The organism is Anabaena azotica FACHB-119, assembly GCF_014697625.1.
GTDB classification, from domain to species: domain Bacteria; phylum Cyanobacteriota; class Cyanobacteriia; order Cyanobacteriales; family Nostocaceae; genus Trichormus; species Trichormus azoticus_A.
This window is the reverse complement of record NZ_JACJSG010000032.1, coordinates 73,746-91,502: the sequence shown is the minus strand read 5'-3', so window position 1 is coordinate 91,502 and position 17,757 is coordinate 73,746. Positions and strand designations below refer to the sequence as shown.

Here is a 17,757-nt window from a genome sequence, read left to right as displayed (position 1 = left end):
ATCATGAGTACGCCGAACCAACCGATGTATAGGCGGTTGTTGGTGCTGGTGATCCAGTTGCAGAACTGCTCCCATACGTTGGCGCTTTGGCGCTGTTGTAAGGTTGCTGTCATGTCTTTATGATTACGTTGTTTGTATGAATGTTGTAGGTGCTTTCACCTGTTACACATCTTAATACTAGTTATTGCAGTTTGTAAAGTATTTTGAGAAAAATTTTTTCTGCATAGCTGTCAATTAGGCTGTAAACCAGTAACTACAATGGTTTTAAGTTCTCACAAAAATAAATTTGTGTTACTCACACTCAAGTTAATTTATATTAAGCAAAAATCATTCTTATGTCAGATGCCAATAGTGCAGGTACAATGTATTGCCATCAGCTGCTCCGCGATTACACTACTTACAGCCCTGCATATACAATTGTTCCTACCTACGAGTGTTTTAATCGCTGCACCTACTGCAACTTTCGCACCAACCCAGGCGCAAGTCCGTGGATGACTTTATCAGCAGCAGAGGAAATCTTCAGGCGACTGCAAAAGCAAAAAGTCTGCGAAATTCTCATCCTCAGTGGCGAAGTACACCCCCACTCACCACAGCGTCAAGCATGGTTCCAAAGAATTTATGATTTATGTAACTTAGCCTTAAACTGGGGATTTCTCCCCCATACTAATGTGGGGCCATTGAGTTTTGCCGAGATGCAGCAACTCAAAAGCGTCAATGTTTCGATGGGTTTGATGCTGGAACAGTTAACGCCAAAATTATTAGCCACAGTCCATCGTCATGCACCGAGTAAGTTACCAGAACTGAGACTACAACAATTAACATGGGCGGGAGAGTTGCAAATTCCCTTTACAACTGGGTTACTGTTGGGAATTGGGGAAACCTTAGATGATTGTTGGGAAACGTTAGAAGCGATATCGCACCTACATCAGCGTTACCATCATATACAAGAAGTGATTTTGCAACCCCACAGCCCTGGAAATCAGCAAACCTTTGATGCACCAGCTTTTAATCCCCATCAATTACCAGAAATCATTACCCAAGCAAGGCAGATTTTACCCGCAGATATTACCATTCAAATTCCCCCAAATTTGGTTAAGAATGAGCAATGGTTACTAGCTTGTATAGAAGCTGGTGCAAGAGATTTAGGGGGAATTGGGCCGATAGATGAAGTCAACCCCGATTATCCTCATCTTCAAGAACAGGAGTTAAGAGAAATTTTACAGCCTGCGGGTTGGCAGTTAGTCCCGCGTTTACCTATATATCCGCAATTTGATAGTTGGTTGTCAGAAGAATTGCAAGCGGCGGTGAAACGGTGGAGGAAGTTTATATTTACATAGAAATTATTCGGATTCTGTAAATAAAGACTCTAAATTTCGATAACCACTAACTACACGTACAACTTCAATCCTACTATTTATAGTTCGATAAAGAATAATGTAACTATCTAAAGGAATACCCCTCAAATCAGATTGAATATTGCTATAACTACGTCCCATATTTGGGAAATTGGTTAAGTATTTACACTTTCTTTCAAACTCATCAATAAAACGTTCTCCTGCTTCAATATTTCTAGCTGTAAAATAATCAATAATTTCTGATAAATCAAGGCTGGCTTCTGGGGATATGATATATTGTTTCATTCTTGCGCCTCTCTGGCTTGACGTAGCTTAGAGCGCAATCTTTCAATAACAACTTCCCCGTCAATTCCTTCTCCCCTATCTAATTGTTCAATAGCTACCTCAACTTTTTGCCTTGTTTCTTCTATCCACTGTTGATAACCTTGTTCCCACTCTAATAAAAGTTTTAATGCTTTACTGATTACTTCCTCAGCATCGCTATATCTACCTGTAGCAATTTGTGCCTCAATGATTTGCTCTAGTTCAGGTTTAAGTTGGATATTCATGATTTTACTTTTAGTTGATTTACAGCTTTGATCTTGTTATAACAATTCTCTATGAAGTTGCACGGAAAAATAATGTAGAGACGTTGCATGCAACGTCTCTACAGTGCTTTGCGCCTCTGCACCTTTGCGTGAGCTAAATATACATCCTCAATCACCAAAGCCAAAAATTACAATCTAATCATATTTATCTCCGTAATTATGCGCTAATATGGCGCTAGTCTGGGAGATTTCTACTTATGACACAAGAATTTGCCCTTTTGAAGCGAATATACAACGTTTTTGACCCATTCCGACCTTTACCCGCAGGAGATCCGGCTTATGTCGATTGTGGGGAAGTGCGGGGAGAGGGCGATATCCTTGTGGAAGTGGGTAGAGAAATTTTGTTGTCAGACAGAAAGACTTGTCAACTTTATGCAGGACATCGCGGTGCGGGTAAGTCAACGGAACTGCTGCGTCTCCAGCAACATTTGGATGAGGAAGGCTGCTTTGTGGTCTATTTTCCCAGTGATGAGGAAGATATAGACCCAGAAGATGCTCAATATACTGATATTCTTTTAGCTTCCACGCGACATTTACTAGAAGGATTGAAAGATAGTGCTTCCCCTGCAAGTTTGTTAAATTGGTTAAAGGAGCGTTGGCAAGATTTAAAAGATTTTGCTTTGACTGAAGTGGCTTTAGAAAGTTTAAGCATTGAGGCTCAAATTTCTCAGTTTGCGAAAATCACTGCTAATTTGAGAACTGAACCAAGCCAGCGCCAAAAAATTCGGGAACGAGTCAACCCCCATACTATTACTTTAATTGAGGCGTTAAATCAGTTTATTAGGGATGCAAAAGAACATTTACCTGCGGGTTATTCTCAACTGGTGTTAATTGCTGATAACTTAGACCGAATTGTTCCCATACCTCAAGAAGATGGACGCAATAATCACGACCAGATTTTTATCGATAGGAGTGAACAGTTACAAGCTTTAGATTGTCATTTAATTTATACAGTGCCGATTTCTTTACTGTATTCTAACCGTGCGGCGGATGTGGCAAATATATATGGGAATACTCAAGTTTTGCCGATGATTATGGTGCAAACTCCAGAGAATCAACCGTATCAGCGAGGAATTAATAAGGTTACGGAAATATTGCAAAAGCGGCTAAGTTTGGTTGAGCCTAGTTTATCTATCGTCGATATGTTTGAGCAGAGAGAAGCTTTAGAAAAACTCTGCTTAATGAGTGGGGGTCATGTGCGAAATTTATTATTATTAATGAAGGAGGCGATTAAATACACTAACAGTTTACCCATTCCCAACAGAGCGTTACAGCGTTCGATTAGCGAGTTACGCAATACCTATCGTAATACTGTTTATTTTAATGAATGGGAAGCTTTAGCAAGGGTGTATCAATCTAAGCAGATAGAAAACGACCAATTGTATCGGGGGTTATTATTTAATCGTTGTATTTTGGAATATCGTTATTTGAATGGAGATGGAGAAAGTCAGGTATGGTATGATGTTCATCCTTTGATTAAAGGGATTAAGGAATTTCAAGATAAATATAATCAACTTTATTCATCATAAAATTTAAATTAAGACGAAATGGGCGGTTAGAAACCGCATCTACACAGACAAAACCTGCCTTCGCAGGTTGAAAAACCTTTAGCCCACCAAAACCATGATATGGTGGACAGTGCATCGGCATACGTATATTTAAGAAATTAAATAGAAATTCTATATATTGAATTGCTGATATCTATGTTGCCTTGCTATTAACCTAACCTAAATTTTACCCACAGCATTTGTCTGAGATTATGACACTAGAACTTACTGACTGGGATGAAGATTTACCAGCAACAGCAGATGAAGAATATCAAGCCTTAGTCCGCACGCTCAAGTTTACGGATGGCTTTGGTTTGTTATTTGTGCGGTGTTCTCCATCCCAAGGTCAGCAGTTAATTAACCAAGTTAAAGAAGATATTAGTGATAAAAATATTGAGGTTTTGAATTTAAGGCAACCTGTTGATAATTTATATCAAGAAATTGCTAAATTAAACAATAAACAAAAATTAGATATTTTATTTATCTCTGGTTTAGAGCAGTCATTTTATCAATACGAAGAAAGTAAAAGTTATTCAGGATGGGATAGTAGAGATACACACTCATATAGTTGGAAGGGTGTACCGCCTGTTTTGATTAACCTGAATCAACAGCGAGAACGTTTTAGAGAAAATTTTCATACTTGTTTTGTGTTCTTGCTGCCTATATTTGCAATTAAATATTTTATCCAACGCGCTCCAGATTTCTTTGATTGGCGTTCAGGTTTGTTTGATTTTCCGATAGATGAAGAAACCTTAGAGCAGGAATCATCACGCATACTTCAAGATGCAGATTATGAAAAATATCTAGCTTTAACCTCAGAAGAACGAAATCAAAAAATACTTGAGATTCAAGAATTAATTTCAGTTGGAAATTCAATAGGTAATAATCTACCAGAATTATTATTTGAACTAGGTAATTTATACACTGCTGCAAGAGATTACGATAAAGCGATCGCATCCTACGACCAAGCCATCAAATTTAAACCAGATGATCACGAAGCTTGGAACAATCGCGGCATTGTGCTAAGGAATTTAGGACGCAATGAAGAGGCGATATCATCCTACGACCAAGCTATCAAAATTCAACCAGATTTTCACCCAGCTTGGAACAATCGCGGCAATGCGCTATATAATTTAGGACGCTATGAAGAGGCGATCGCATCCTACGACCAAGCCATCAAATTTAAACCAGATGATCACGAAGCTTGGTACAATCGCGGCATTGTGCTAGGGAATTTAGGACAATATGAACAAGCGATCGCATCCTACGACCAAGCCATCAAATTTAAACCAGATTATCACCAAGCTTGGTACAATCGCGGCATTGCGTTAGATGATTTAGGACGCTATGAAGAGGCGATCGCATCCTACGACCAAGCCATCAAATTTAAACCAGATTTTCACGAAGCTTGGTACAATAAAGCTCGTTGTTATGCACTGCAAGGTAATAGTGAAAAAGCAATTGAAAGCTTGCAAACAGCAATTAATATAAATCCTGATGAATGCCGTAAATGGGCAAAAGATGATGATGATTTTGATAGAATTAAGAATGATGAACAGTTTAAAAAAATAATAAATTATTAGTTATAATAATCTAAATCTATGTTAAAATAAGAAATATTAGAAAAATTATACAGAACAACCCACTTACTCAATGCAGAATATGAATGGTGAATTGATTAAGTTGATTTATGAAATTGAACTGCAACCAGGAGAAAAATTAAATCTTCCAGAATCAATCGTGGACAGCATTAGTAATGGACGTTGGGTCATAACTATTGAACAAAAAGCAGAAAAAATCGAAAATATCCGTAGCCATGATGCTTTTTTAAAAGGTTACGCACCAGAAGACGAAGGATTGTATGATGACTATCCAAGCAGGTGATTTTTGGGTAGCAGATATTCCATTTACTGATGGTGACGGTTCTAAAAAACGTCCTGTACTTATTTTGTGGTTAGATGGGGATGATGTTGTAGCAGCAATAGTTACCTCTGCAAAACCGCGCACACAAACTGATGTTGTTTTAAATGATTGGTCTGCAAGTGGCTTGCGGGTTAGTTCGACAGTGCGTCTGTCTCGATTGGATTGTTTAGAAAAGACTTTGTTAACAGCCAGAATTGGAAAAATTTCTGAATCAGATGGAAAGCGAGTAAAAGAGGTATGGAATTTGTACATTAAACCTCAATTTTAAATTTAGAAGAAAAGGCGAACCACTCCTACACTCCTAATCCCACCACAAGATTGACCTTGCACCCTTAACGCTGTTGTAAAATAGACAATAGATGGATTCGGGGGGCCAGTTTAGCTGGTCGAAACGCCTATAGAAACTATTTTCGGTAATCTTCAGGGTTTAAAATCCAGTCAGCTGAAGCAACTACAGCGACTATACCACCAGCGTATCCCAGGCGATCGCATCACAACGCCTGAGTTCTCCCAGCGTCTGGCGGCTATTAGCACGGAAATTAACCTACCTGTATGTGCCTATGTTAACCGTCGCGGACAAGTGATTCGGGTTGGCGTAGGCACACCGCGTCAAACGCAAATTCCCCCGATGGAATTACCGCGTTATGGTGCGGAACGTTTGTGTGGTATTCGTTGCATTTCCACCCATCTCAAGGCGGAACCGCCTAATGATTCAGCTTTAACAGCAATGGCAATGCAGCGTTTAGATGCCCTAGTGGTGATTAATATTACCGGGACGGGCTTCACCAGACGCGGTGGTGGGGCTACAGGATACGTCAAAGAAGCGTATCTTGCACATCTAGTCCCCCAAGATACCCGTGCTTTGATTCCTAGTGCAGCATTTTCTGAGTCCAAGAATGGTCAGTCTGCCAGTTGGAGTATATCACCACCACTGAATTTAGATGATCTGGCACAGCAAGATTTCCTTGACCTTGTGGAAGGACTGGAAGAGGAGTTCCGGCGGGAGTTCGTCGCCCAGGAAGTTGATGCTGACCACGATCGCGTGTTAATTGTAGGAGTAATGACTGATGATATTTCATTACAACAATTTCACGACACTGTGGCGGAATTGGCGCGGTTGGTGGATACGGCTGGTGGAGATGTATTACAGACAATACAACAAAAGCGATCGCGCATTCATCCGCAAACCGTCATTGGCGAGGGTAAAGTCCAAGAAGTCGCCCTGACAGCCCAAACCTTGGGATGTAATCTAGTGGTCTTTGACCGCGACCTCTCACCCTCCCAAGTCCGCAACCTAGAAGCGCAAATTGGTATCCGCGTAGTTGACCGCACTGAAGTTATCTTAGATATCTTTGCCCAACGCGCCCAATCTCGCGCCGGGAAATTACAAGTCGAACTAGCACAGCTAGAATATATGCTGCCACGACTGACTGGTAGAGGTCAAGCAATGTCCCGACTGGGGGGTGGTATTGGTACACGTGGCCCTGGTGAAACCAAACTAGAAACAGAACGCCGCGCCATTCAACGCCGCATTTCTCGACTGCAACAAGAAGTTGACCAATTACAAGCGCACCGTTCCCGCTTAAGACAACGGCGACAACATCAAGAGGTTCCCTCAGTCGCTTTGGTGGGATATACCAACGCTGGCAAATCTACCTTATTAAATGCGTTAACTAACGCTGAGGTATATACAGCCGACCAGCTATTTGCTACCCTTGACCCCACCACACGCCGCCTAGTCATTCCTCATGCAGAAACTGGACAACCCCAAGAGATTCTAATTACAGATACTGTAGGGTTTATCCATGAACTACCTGCACCGTTAATGGATGCTTTCCGCGCCACCTTGGAAGAAGTGACAGAAGCCGATGCTTTATTACACTTGGTTGATTTATCTCATCCAGCTTGGTTGAGTCATATTCGCTCAGTGCGGGAAATACTAGCACAAATGCCCATAACTCCTGGCCCGGCGTTGGTGGCTTTTAACAAAATTGATCAGGTAGATAGTGCAACTCTCGCCTTAGCAAGGGAAGAGTTTCCCCTGGCTGTGTTTATTTCCGCAAGTCAGCGTTTAGGATTAGAAACTTTACGTCAGCGTCTAAGTCAATTAATTGAGTACGCTGTAGACTTGCAGTAAACACTTATTCTTTATGAAATTATTATCATGCCGTAGTTACAATGACTGCGGCATTTTTTATTCATAGCAGGGGACAGGCTGAAAAATGTGATGGTTTCCCTGAGCATTGCCAACTAGAATTATGAAAATAAGTAGGTAGAAATAATTAAATATAACGTGAGTTCGACAAGCGTTGTTTTGACCTCACCCCCAACCCCTCTCCTAAAACTGACTGTTCACGGGATCTGGAAGACCTCTCTCCAAACCTCTCTCCTACAAGGAGAGAGGCTTTGATTTCTCCCCCTTCCCTACTAGGGAAGGGGGCTGGGGGGTTAGGTCTGTCGTTAGCTTTTCCACATGACGTGAAAGGTCAGCTCCTAAAAGGCGTTCGCGTAGCGTCTCCGTCAGGAGAGGGAGGTTGGGAGGGAGAGGTTCATCGAACTTACGTTAAATATAAGAGAGTTATTGTTCGTATTGTTTGCGCTGCTTCTCTCAACAGAGGGATTTATCGCTGTGTTGCTGGGTTTGAAAGGACTAAAGTCCTCACTACAAACTTATATTTTATTAAGTCTGTCTACTTGTAGCAGTAGCCACATAGGTTATGACATTGAGGAATCACAAAATCTTTATGGTCAGCAGGTTTTGAACCTGTTACCTGTCCCCTACGGCGTTAAACATTAGATTGGCTTTGTAGAGTTTTCATTTCATATTGTACATCTAGGGCAATTTGTAATGCTTCATTGAGTAACCTGCCGTGTTCAGTTGCTTGTTCTGTTACCTGTATAGCGGTTAAAGCTGCTAAATTGTTAGTAAATAATTCTGTATTACTAAGAATAAAATTCTTATTTTCTCTCAATATTCTTTCTGTTCGCAAAGCTCTAATTAAATCTGCTCTTGTTAGTTTGAGAGCGGCAATAACTTTTTCTCTTTCTTTAATACTCACCCCCGCATTACCAGCGTCTTCTATTTGGTCATTAATATCTATCACTTTAATGACAGAATTATATCTTTGAACATCCTTTAAAAGGATTTCTAAAGAAATTGTCATATTTTTTTGCAGGATTTTTTGCTGGTTACGCCACCAGTAGTATAAAATAGCCTGTGTGCCTACACAGCCGAAAAAACCTAGAATTATCAATATTAGCCAGGATGGGATATCTATCCATGCTGCAAATACTTTGATAAAAACATCAAATATTAGATAGGCAAAAATAGATACAGAAACACTCAAGAAAACTACTGTGGCTCCTTCTGAACCTTGAATTTGAGTGATGATTTTTTGACAAAATTTATTAAAAATATTCCTGATAATAATTAATTCGGAATTAACGGGTAGATTAGTCAATTTTTCTAGTTCTTTCTGGCTAATCTCCAAATTTTGTAAATCATTACGCACAGTTTTCCCCAGGTTTGACCGAATGTTATTAGTACAATATAACAATCACTCTCAAGGATTATCGAAGGGTCTGTGAAATTTTACAATTTTACAAAAAATGGCATGGTTTGAGTTTGTAGTAAGTTGCTCTAGCCCTTTTTTCAGGACAAGTCTTGAATGTATTTATCAAGGATGCTGTTTTTGGCGAAAGAGCCTATCTTTAAATAAACACAAATTGTTTGAGCAAATCAGGCTAATTAAAAAATTAGGATCTGGCTTTGGTGATGCGGCGTTGAGAATTTAAAAATGGCGGGATGGGACAGTCTAAGGTCATGGCGATCGCTCTTAACAAATCGGCTTCGGAGTTGGTAACTTGATTATCTAATAGGACTGTGTGAGCGCAAGCATCAACGATCGCTTGCTTGAGTTTAGGAGCGGCGAGGCGGAGACGTTCCATACTCTTTTTCACTTCCGAGAAATTACAATTGACTGGTGTATCTGCTGTTGCTTGTTTTCCGGCTCCGGGTAGGCGGAAAACTCCAGAACGAAAGGCATAAGCAATATCATCAGGTCGGGACTGTCCGACACGGGCAATTGTGGATAGTACATTAATACTGTCTAACCAAATATCCTCTATGGACGTAAATTCTACTTTGATTGTTGCGGCGGGATCTATACAAGATTGCAAGCGATGCCATAGGACTAGCTGTAAAATAAAGTGCCACAAGGAAAAACTGCCAGTGGCGACAATTAAACCTTGAATACATTTACGTAATCTGTGACATTCTTTAGGGGACAACTTGCGTATTGCTGGTACTACTAAATCTATGAGCGGTAAGCGTAAGCCGGGGTCTAGTTGGCTGATTTCGTGACTAAATGTCAAAGTTTGCTCTACAACTTCATTTGGTTGGACTTCACGTAACCAAACTAGCTGGCGTTCATATACTTGAGGATTTTCTATTTCTAAGGCTAAGGCAAATGCGATCGCCATTGCACTATGCTGTTCCCTAACACCCAGACGTAGGGATTCTGGCAACTTTGATAATAAAGCTTGAGCATGGGCAAAATGCTCTGGTGCAACGCTCCCTACTTGGTTAACTACCTGTTCTGGGGTAATGGTAGGACTACCGCCAGCGAAACCCATTGTACGGGAATCTGAATTGTGAGAACGACGGGTGGGTGGTGGTGCTAAATCGCGGGTGTTCAAACCCCGGACGCGGCGGATACGTTCTGTCAGGGGTGGATGGGTGGCAAACATGGCTTCCCAGAAAAAAGGGTTGAGGGGATTGCCAAAAAACATATGACTGGAAGCTTCTGCTTGGGGGGAAATCAGCCGTGAGTCCAGACGTTGGAGTTTTTCAAAGGCGCTAGCAATACCATTAGGGTTACGGGTGAACTGTACGGCACAAGCGTCGGCTAGAAACTCCCGTTGGCGGGAAACGGCGGCTTTGATCAGGCGACCGCAAATTAAGCCAATCCAGCCGATTACCATCAATGCTAAACCAAAAGCCCACAGAGGCGGCCCCTTTTGTTCGCGGGACTGATAATCGCGCATCCGCCATAATAAATTTCCCGTGAGGTAGATGAATAAAATTCCATGTAGCAACCCCAGCAAACGCAAGTTTAGCCGCATATCACCGTTGAGAATGTGGCTAAATTCGTGACCGATGACTCCTTGTAGCTCATCTCTGTTCAGGGACAGGAGAGTACCACGGGTAACGCCGATGACAGCATCGTTAAGTGTAAACCCGGCAGCAAAGGCATTGATGCTCATTTCCGCATCCAAGAGATAGACTTCTGGCACAGGAACACCAGAAGCGATCGCCATTTCCTCAACAATATTTAATAGTTGCTTTTCTTGGGGGTTAGCGATGTCAGCAATCAATATGCGTCCGCCTAACTCTTGTGCAATGACCCGTCCGCCTTCCCGCAAACAGAATATTTTATATACACTACCGATAGCGATCGCTATAATGGTCACGCTAGAAACACAAAAAAATATTTGCGGTTCCCACCAAATACGGGGAGCCAAACGTAACAGAAACAACGCAGCAGTATAAATTGCGAAAATCATTACCACAATAGACAAGGCAAATAACCCCAGTAGCTGCTGTGTGTTTTGGCGTGCTTTGTCTTGGTGTTCAAAGAAGTTCATAGATGAGGGAGGGGGAAAGGGGAAGGGGGAAGGGGGAAGGGGGAAAGGGGAAGGGGGAAAGAGGCTAATGAATGTTGAAGATTGGAGTAATTCTTACCCTTACACCCTCACACCCCTACACCCTTAAAAAGACACGCGAGGAACATTCTTGACTTCGGGGGCGGCTTCTGGTAAAAGTTCTGCCAGGGTGAAGTTGAAGGTGTTGGCGATTAAGTTACTGGGGAAAGACTCGTTTTTGGTGTTGTATAGGGTGACTGCATCGTTGAAAGCTTGACGCGCAAAGGCTATGCGGTTTTCTGTTGAAGATAGTTCTTCCATGACTTGGGTCATGGTGCGATCGGCTTTCAATTCTGGGTATGATTCCGAAAGTACTATCAAGCGACCTAATGCGCCTGTTAACGCGGCTTCAGCATTGCCTAACTGTTGCATCGCTTGAGGATCACCGGGATTTTGTGAGGCGCGACTGCTAGCATTTATTGCCGAATTCCTGGCAGCAATTACAGCTTCTAAAGTTTCCCGTTCATGTTTTATATACCCTTTGGCAGTTTCTACTAAATTGGGAATTAGATCGTAGCGGCGCTGTAGCTGCACGTCTATCTGGGAATAAGCATTTTTGTAGCGGTTGCGAAACTTAACTAAATCGTTGTAGCTATTAATGATGATGACGGCAATAATCGCAACTATAGTAACGACAAATATCAAAAACCCTATCAGACTCATACATTTACATCCAATATAGAATTATTTTCTCTAGAGAAATTTGCAGCACAATTCTCACAGGACTTAAGCAGCAACAAGAGTAATCAAAGGTTTGGACAAGGGTTTGGGATGTGAGGTGTAGGTATTTAAAACCCTGACACGCTTACACGCTGACACCTAGTCTGAACAGATAACCTTGGTGCGTAAGTCCTAATCGAAGAAAGGTTTACTGGGATATAAGCACGAGTCTACTTTCAGCAAGCGAGTTCCGTCTTCTGTAAAATCAATTACGAAAATCTGCTGAGGGGCTAATTCATCTGTTTTTATCAACTGTTGACTCTTTCTCGCTTTCCGTTTAGGTAAGTAGTGGACTGGCAAGGCTAAAATGTTGCATTATTCCTTTCTTGTAGGATGGGCATCTTGCCCGTCCGGTGCGGACAAGATGCCCACACCACAAGATTTATTTTCATTGCACTATTTTAGGCTTGCCACGCCACTACTGGCGTGGCAAGCCTAAACTTGTGCATTAGCGAAAAATCTATCATCTTGTTCATCTGCGTTCATCTGCGTTCATCTGCGTTCAAATTTATCCAAACCTATTGCCACATTTTAGCCTTGCCAGTCCAGTAGGGTGTGTTACGGCAGTGTCAAGATTTGAGTATGAGCGACAGTATAAATTGCCGTAACGCACCGCTTGAGCATGGTGTGTCAGATGGGGAAAATCCTTGAATCTGTACGAAATTATTGGGGCTGACGCACCCTACAGTTAGTTTGATAATGAGACTTGCCTAAGTTGTAATGCTTATTCTTGTGATAATCATACTTATTTAGATATATTTACTTTGAAAAACCCAGCCAGATTCATGGCATAATTCAACTATCTAAGGTATGAAAAAATGTTTAGGAAATATAACCTTGAGCTAGTTATTAAAATGGGTTAATATCTGTAACAATTCTATTCAGAAGACTAATAAACTTTAAAGTAATATTATTACTAGATGGTGATAATGAGAGGATGTTTTTGAGTTCAAACCCTTACCTAATAATGAGTAGAGGATTATATAGCCATACATCATCTTATCTTATAACTTACTATCTAACTCATGATATTGTAAGTTTTAGTTTAGCAATAAACAGATATGTTATTAGAGAATTTGATGTCCAATGGCGAAAAATCCTTGATCAATTTGGCAATTTCTTAAACCAGAAGCCCATCTAGACATTTATTGAATCAACCCTAAAAGTAGTTGTTTCCCATAGTCGATCCATACGTTTGTGCAATTTTTTACTTAGTTTTTGGAGGAAAATTTCATGGTTAGTTCGGTTCATCGGTCGTTAGCACATACAACTTTGCTGGCTTTGGGGATGACAGCTATGACAATAAATCCCTCAATAGTTTTGCAGCCAGTTTCAGCACAAACACCAGTTCCTACTGACACACCTGCTACAACTGTCCCAACGGAAACTCCTGTTATAACTACTCCAACGGAAGCTCCTGATACCATTGTGCAATCGGATACACCTGCGAGTAGAACTTCTAACTTTTCTGATGTAAGTACAGATTACTGGGCGCAACCATTTATTCAAGCTTTAGCAGAAAGAAATATTATTGCTGGTTTTCCCGATGGCAGTTTTAGACCAAACCAACCAGTTACTCGTGCTGAATTTGCTGCATTAATTCAAAAAGCTTTTAACCAACAACCAGTTCGGCAATTAGGCGCAAGTGGATTTAGCGATGTTCCTGCTAATTACTGGGCATCTGGGGCAATTCGGCAAGCTTATGAGACTGGGTTTTTGTCAGGCTATCCAGGGAATGTATTTCGTCCCAATCAACAGATTCCTAGAGTACAGGCGATCGTTTCTTTAAGCACTGGTTTAAATTTGACAACCACTGATACTGCATCGGGTGTTCTCAGTAATTACTATGCAGATGCTTCCGCAGTTCCTAGCTATGCGGTGAATGGTGTTGCGGCTGCTACACAAAGCAATATAGTTGTTAACTACCCCAATATTAGACAACTTAATCCTGAATCGCCGCTTACCCGTGCGGAAGCCGCAGCAATTTTGTACCAAGCTTTAGTTAGACAAGGACGAGTACAACCCTTAGCCAGTAATGTTGCAGCTGCTAACTATATAGTAGGTGGTACTGGTACTACTACAGGTAGTACACAAGGCGGTACTATTGTTGCTTTGGCAGGTTCTAGTAGTTCTTTTAGTACTTTGACTTCTCTAATCAGAACAGCTGGTTTGACAGATGTCCTACAACAACCAGGTCCTTATACCGTCTTTGCTCCTACCAATGAAGCATTTGCGGCTTTACCTGCGGGTACTCTAGAACAATTGCAGCAACCTCAAAACAGAGAGTTATTAAGAAGGATTCTGCAATACCATGTGGTTCCCGGTCAATTAACTTCTAGCCAACTCACATCTGGACAATTAACAACTGCTGATAATGTGCCACTAAATGTAAAAGTTGACACAGCGAATAATCAAATTTCCATCAATGAGGCTAGAGTTGTCCAACCGAATATTCAAGCTAGCAACGGCGTTATCCATGCAATTAACGAAGTCTTGATTCCACCAAACCTTACCAGTCAACAGCCACCGGAAGGTACAAATCAAGGACAAACTCCTACTGATACTACTGTTACACCAGGTAGAGCTACTCGTGGCGGCTCTAGTTATATTGGGGTGGCTGGAAATATTGGTTTGGGTGGTGATTCTGCTCTGAGTGCAGGTAATCTTGCGGTCATCACTAAAGTTGGTTTGACAAGGGTTTTATCTGTACGACCAACAGCCGTGTTTGGTGACGATACAGTAGTCTTAATTCCTGTCACCCTAGATTTTGTCCCCCGTGCAGTAGAACCTACTGAGCAAGCAAGATTCCCCGTAGCGCCTTACGTCGGTGCTGGTGTGGCGATTGAAACTAGTGATGATGCTAATGTGGGATTACTGTTAACTGGTGGTGTTGATATTCCTTTGGGCAATAGATTCACCGTCAATGGTGCTGTGAATGCAGCTTTTCTAGATGAAACTGATGTCGGTTTACTCTTGGGTATTGGCTACAACTTTTAGGTCTTTCCCACTCTACAATTTCTGCTAATTTCTGATCTCTGTTTAATTCTTCCTACCACTATTGATAGGAAGAATTTTCGTCATATGGGAGTTTGTAGTAAGGGCTTTAGCCCTTTCCTGACAACTAAAGCTACTAAGGTGCGTCAGTACCAGAAACCCTAACTATACCAAGAAAATATTGATACTGACGCACCCTACATTTTGCTGCGCGTAGCTTCCTCGGATGGGTACACTACGAACTGAGGCGATCGCAATGCCCTAATAGTGTCAAGACGCTTTTTATAATAATCGTAATAACTAACTTAAAACTGCCTATGATTGCTTCAAGCGAACCAACATACCTCACCCCTGAAGAATATCTCCAGTTAGAAGAAAGCAGTCCCGTCAAACACGAGTATATCAACGGTTACATTTACGCAATGGCTGGGGCTAGTGATCCTCATGTAACAATAGCGGGAAACCTGTTTGCCCTTCTGCGTAGCCATGTACGCGGTTCTGGTTGCCGTGTTTACATTGCTGATATGAAAGCCAGGATTGAGTCGTTAAATCGATATTATTATCCTGATGTGATGGTTACTTGCGACCAACGAGATCAGGAAACGCCTAATTATAAAAGATTTCCTCGTTTAATTGTAGAAGTTTTATCTAGTTCTACAGAAGCCTTTGATAGAGGAGATAAATTTGCAGATTACCAGGAAATTGAAACTCTACAGGAATACGTTTTAATTAATACAAAACGCCAGCGAGTTGAATGTTTTAAACGGGTTGATAACGGTTTATGGATTTTGCAAAGTTACACCGAGCAAGATAAATTTTTCCGGCTCAATAGTATCACTTTTGATGGTGCGATCGCCGAACTTTACGAAGATGTAGTTTTTGAAACATAACTTGCTTGTGACCATTGCCAGATATACATAAATCCTTAATCATCTGGAAATTGCCAGGAGGAAATTTTCTCTACATTCTCACTACTGCATTTAATGCAAGTAACATCAAATTTTGAATCCATCCATTCATAACCGCAGGCTCGACAGTGGCAAAAAATATTATTACGGTTTGCATCTTTTATTCCCTGATGCCATTGTTGTAGTTGCTCAGGATTTTGAAAAGGAAAATTATCAGACATCCTTCGTAGAGTTATGCACAATTAAATTTAACGTGAGTTCGATGAACCTCACCCTCCCAACCTCCCTCTCCTACGAGGAGAGGGAGGAGAAACGAAAACCTCACCCTCTTACTCCCCTCTCCTGGTAGGCTATTCATTACCCACATCTTTCTTTACAATCTTAAAACCCTAGCCCCGTAAGCATCTTGTCAACTCAGTTTTTCATGGGGCTTGACAAATTCGCACCTTGTCTTCTCGCTAAAACCATGTTTTTATTGAGAATCAACAACGAACAAATCAGGGTTAGAAAAAACGTGAGTGAATACTCTCACAAATGTTGAGATAGATCCGGGTAATGGATAGCCTGGTAGGAGAGAGGTTGGGGGTGAGGTCAAAACAACGCTGGTCGAACTCACTTTTAACTAAGCTCTAGCAATTTCCTCTTCCCGTGCTGCACGTTGCACCGCAGCAGCGACGGCAAAGACGACACGTTCATCAAAAACTGAAGGAATGATATGTTCCCGATTTAAGTCTGAGGGGTTAACTAAAGAAGCGATCGCACTAGCTGCTTCTAAATACATTGTCGTGGTAATTGTCCTAGCGCGACAATCTAAAGCACCACGGAAGACCCCAGGGAAAGCTAAGACGTTATTAATTTGGTTGGGGTAGTCACTGCGACCAGTAGCGATAACAGCTACGTCTTTGTTAATCAATTCTGGCTGAATTTCGGGAATGGGATTAGCCATAGCAAAGACGATGGGGTCTTTAGCCATAGATTTGACCATCTCTGGTGTTAACACTCCAGGCGCACTGACACCAATAAATACATCGGCTCCTTGGACTGCACCTGCTAGTGTACCCTGAGCTTTCACAGCAAATTCCTGTTTTTCTTCATTCAAGTCAGTGCGACTAGTGGAAATAATGCCTTTAGAGTCGCACATCCAAATTTTATCTGCTCCCGCCTTCCGCAGTAACCTAGCGATCGCCACACCAGCTGCACCCGCACCATTAATCACGATGCGGATGTCAGCTAGTGATTTGTCTACCAATTTTAAGGAGTTAAATAGAGCAGCTAAGGTGACGATCGCTGTACCATGTTGGTCATCATGAAAAACGGGAATATCTAATTCATCGCGTAACCTTTGCTCAATTTCAAAGCAGCGTGGTGCGGCGATATCCTCTAAATTCACCCCGCCAAAGACGGGAGCAATATTTTTTACTGCTTGGATAATCTCATCGGTATTTTGGGTATTCAAGCAGATAGGAAAAGCATCCAACCCGGCAAATTCTTTAAATAACATGGCTTTACCTTCCATCACTGGTAAAGCTGCATGGGGGCCGAGATTGCCTAATCCTAAAACTGCACTGCCATCGGTGACAATGGCGACAGTATTTTGTTTGATAGTTAAATTGTAAACTTCTGCTGGGTCTTGAGCGATCGCCGTACAAATCCGACCGACACCAGGAGTATAAGCCATTGCTAAGTCTGATACACTCTTAAGCGGTATCCGGCTAGCGATGCTAATTTTGCCGCCACGGTGTAAATTAAAGGTGCGATCGTAAACACTGATCACCTTAATATCGGCTATGGCTTTGACGGCTTGCACAATAGTTTCCGCGTGTTCAGTACTAGCCGCATCAACTGTCAAGTCACGGATAGAAATTTGCCGAGTTTGCTCGATTAAATCGATTTGACCTAAATTACCTCCAGTGGATGCGATCGCCTGCGTAATAGCTGCTAACATTCCCACACGATTAGGAATCTGCACCCGGAGAGTAACACTAAAACTAGAATTGGGGGTTAAGTCTGCCATCTTGAT

The 17,757-nt window shown here is 41.7% G+C and carries 14 protein-coding genes and 1 pseudogene; 8 read left to right on the top strand and 7 right to left on the bottom strand.

What is annotated here, in order from left to right:
- Positions 1 to 113: pseudogene (locus H6G83_RS22065) on the bottom strand (photosystem II q(b) protein); the annotation flags it as partial.
- A gap of 222 nt (positions 114 to 335) precedes the next feature.
- On the opposite strand from H6G83_RS22065, the gene cofG reads away from it, so the two are divergent.
- Entirely contained in the window at positions 336 to 1,337 is a 1,002-nt protein-coding gene (gene cofG, locus H6G83_RS22060) for a 7,8-didemethyl-8-hydroxy-5-deazariboflavin synthase subunit CofG (RefSeq protein WP_242044739.1), read from the top strand.
- Positions 1,338 to 1,340: 3 nt separating this feature from the next.
- On the opposite strand, the gene H6G83_RS22055 is transcribed toward cofG, so the two are convergent.
- The gene (locus H6G83_RS22055) at positions 1,341 to 1,640 is read right to left on the bottom strand and encodes a type II toxin-antitoxin system RelE/ParE family toxin (RefSeq protein WP_190476115.1); all 300 of its coding nucleotides are present in this window, start codon (positions 1,638 to 1,640) and stop codon (positions 1,341 to 1,343) included.
- Positions 1,637 to 1,903, bottom strand: coding sequence for a ribbon-helix-helix domain-containing protein (locus tag H6G83_RS22050; protein ID WP_190476114.1), 267 nt, complete (start codon positions 1,901 to 1,903; stop codon positions 1,637 to 1,639). The genes H6G83_RS22055 and H6G83_RS22050 overlap by 4 nt, the downstream gene beginning before the upstream one ends.
- A 236-nt stretch (positions 1,904 to 2,139) precedes the next feature.
- Here H6G83_RS22050 and H6G83_RS22045 point away from each other — a divergent pair, with 236 nt between their 5' ends.
- The 5 genes from H6G83_RS22045 (at position 2,140) to hflX (ending at position 7,549) form a co-directional block, all read left to right on the top strand.
- Positions 2,140 to 3,471 carry a P-loop NTPase family protein gene (locus H6G83_RS22045; RefSeq protein WP_190476113.1) on the top strand — a complete coding sequence of 444 codons (1,332 nt, stop codon included), beginning with the start codon at positions 2,140 to 2,142 and terminating at the stop codon, positions 3,469 to 3,471.
- 230 nt (positions 3,472 to 3,701) lie between these two features.
- The gene (locus H6G83_RS22040) at positions 3,702 to 5,072 is read left to right on the top strand and encodes a tetratricopeptide repeat protein (protein ID WP_190476112.1); all 1,371 of its coding nucleotides are present in this window, start codon (positions 3,702 to 3,704) and stop codon (positions 5,070 to 5,072) included.
- A 79-nt stretch (positions 5,073 to 5,151) separates the two neighbouring features.
- Positions 5,152 to 5,373 carry a hypothetical protein gene (locus H6G83_RS22035; RefSeq protein WP_190476111.1) on the top strand — a complete coding sequence of 74 codons (222 nt, stop codon included), beginning with the start codon at positions 5,152 to 5,154 and terminating at the stop codon, positions 5,371 to 5,373.
- Entirely contained in the window at positions 5,354 to 5,680 is a 327-nt protein-coding gene (locus tag H6G83_RS22030; RefSeq protein WP_242044737.1) for a type II toxin-antitoxin system PemK/MazF family toxin, read from the top strand. The genes H6G83_RS22035 and H6G83_RS22030 overlap by 20 nt, the downstream gene beginning before the upstream one ends.
- 129 nt (positions 5,681 to 5,809) lie before the next feature.
- On the top strand, positions 5,810 to 7,549 hold the full coding sequence (gene hflX / locus H6G83_RS22025; protein ID WP_190476119.1) for a GTPase HflX: 1,740 nt from the start codon (positions 5,810 to 5,812) through the stop codon (positions 7,547 to 7,549).
- Positions 7,550 to 8,198: 649 nt separating this feature from the next.
- Here hflX and H6G83_RS22020 read toward each other — a convergent pair.
- The 3 genes from H6G83_RS22020 to H6G83_RS22010 form a co-directional block, all read right to left on the bottom strand.
- Positions 8,199 to 8,924 carry a hypothetical protein gene (locus H6G83_RS22020; protein WP_190476109.1) on the bottom strand — a complete coding sequence of 242 codons (726 nt, stop codon included), beginning with the start codon at positions 8,922 to 8,924 and terminating at the stop codon, positions 8,199 to 8,201.
- A 244-nt stretch (positions 8,925 to 9,168) separates the two neighbouring features.
- Positions 9,169 to 11,058 (bottom strand): M48 family metallopeptidase, encoded by a 1,890-nt coding sequence (locus H6G83_RS22015; RefSeq protein ID WP_190476108.1) that lies wholly within the window; start codon positions 11,056 to 11,058, stop codon positions 9,169 to 9,171.
- A gap of 123 nt (positions 11,059 to 11,181) precedes the next feature.
- The gene (locus H6G83_RS22010; RefSeq protein ID WP_199328540.1) at positions 11,182 to 11,778 is read right to left on the bottom strand and encodes a LemA family protein; all 597 of its coding nucleotides are present in this window, start codon (positions 11,776 to 11,778) and stop codon (positions 11,182 to 11,184) included.
- 1,290 nt (positions 11,779 to 13,068) lie between these two features.
- Between H6G83_RS22010 and H6G83_RS22005 the strand changes: the two genes are divergently transcribed.
- Together H6G83_RS22005 and H6G83_RS22000 are read left to right on the top strand one after the other, a co-directional pair.
- Entirely contained in the window at positions 13,069 to 14,832 is a 1,764-nt protein-coding gene (locus H6G83_RS22005) for a fasciclin domain-containing protein (RefSeq protein ID WP_190476107.1), read from the top strand.
- Positions 14,833 to 15,146: 314 nt separating this feature from the next.
- Entirely contained in the window at positions 15,147 to 15,719 is a 573-nt protein-coding gene (locus H6G83_RS22000; protein ID WP_190476106.1) for a Uma2 family endonuclease, read from the top strand.
- A gap of 640 nt (positions 15,720 to 16,359) precedes the next feature.
- Here H6G83_RS22000 and H6G83_RS21995 read toward each other — a convergent pair.
- Entirely contained in the window at positions 16,360 to 17,751 is a 1,392-nt protein-coding gene (locus tag H6G83_RS21995; protein ID WP_190476105.1) for a malic enzyme-like NAD(P)-binding protein, read from the bottom strand.
- Positions 17,752 to 17,757 lie beyond the last annotated feature (6 nt).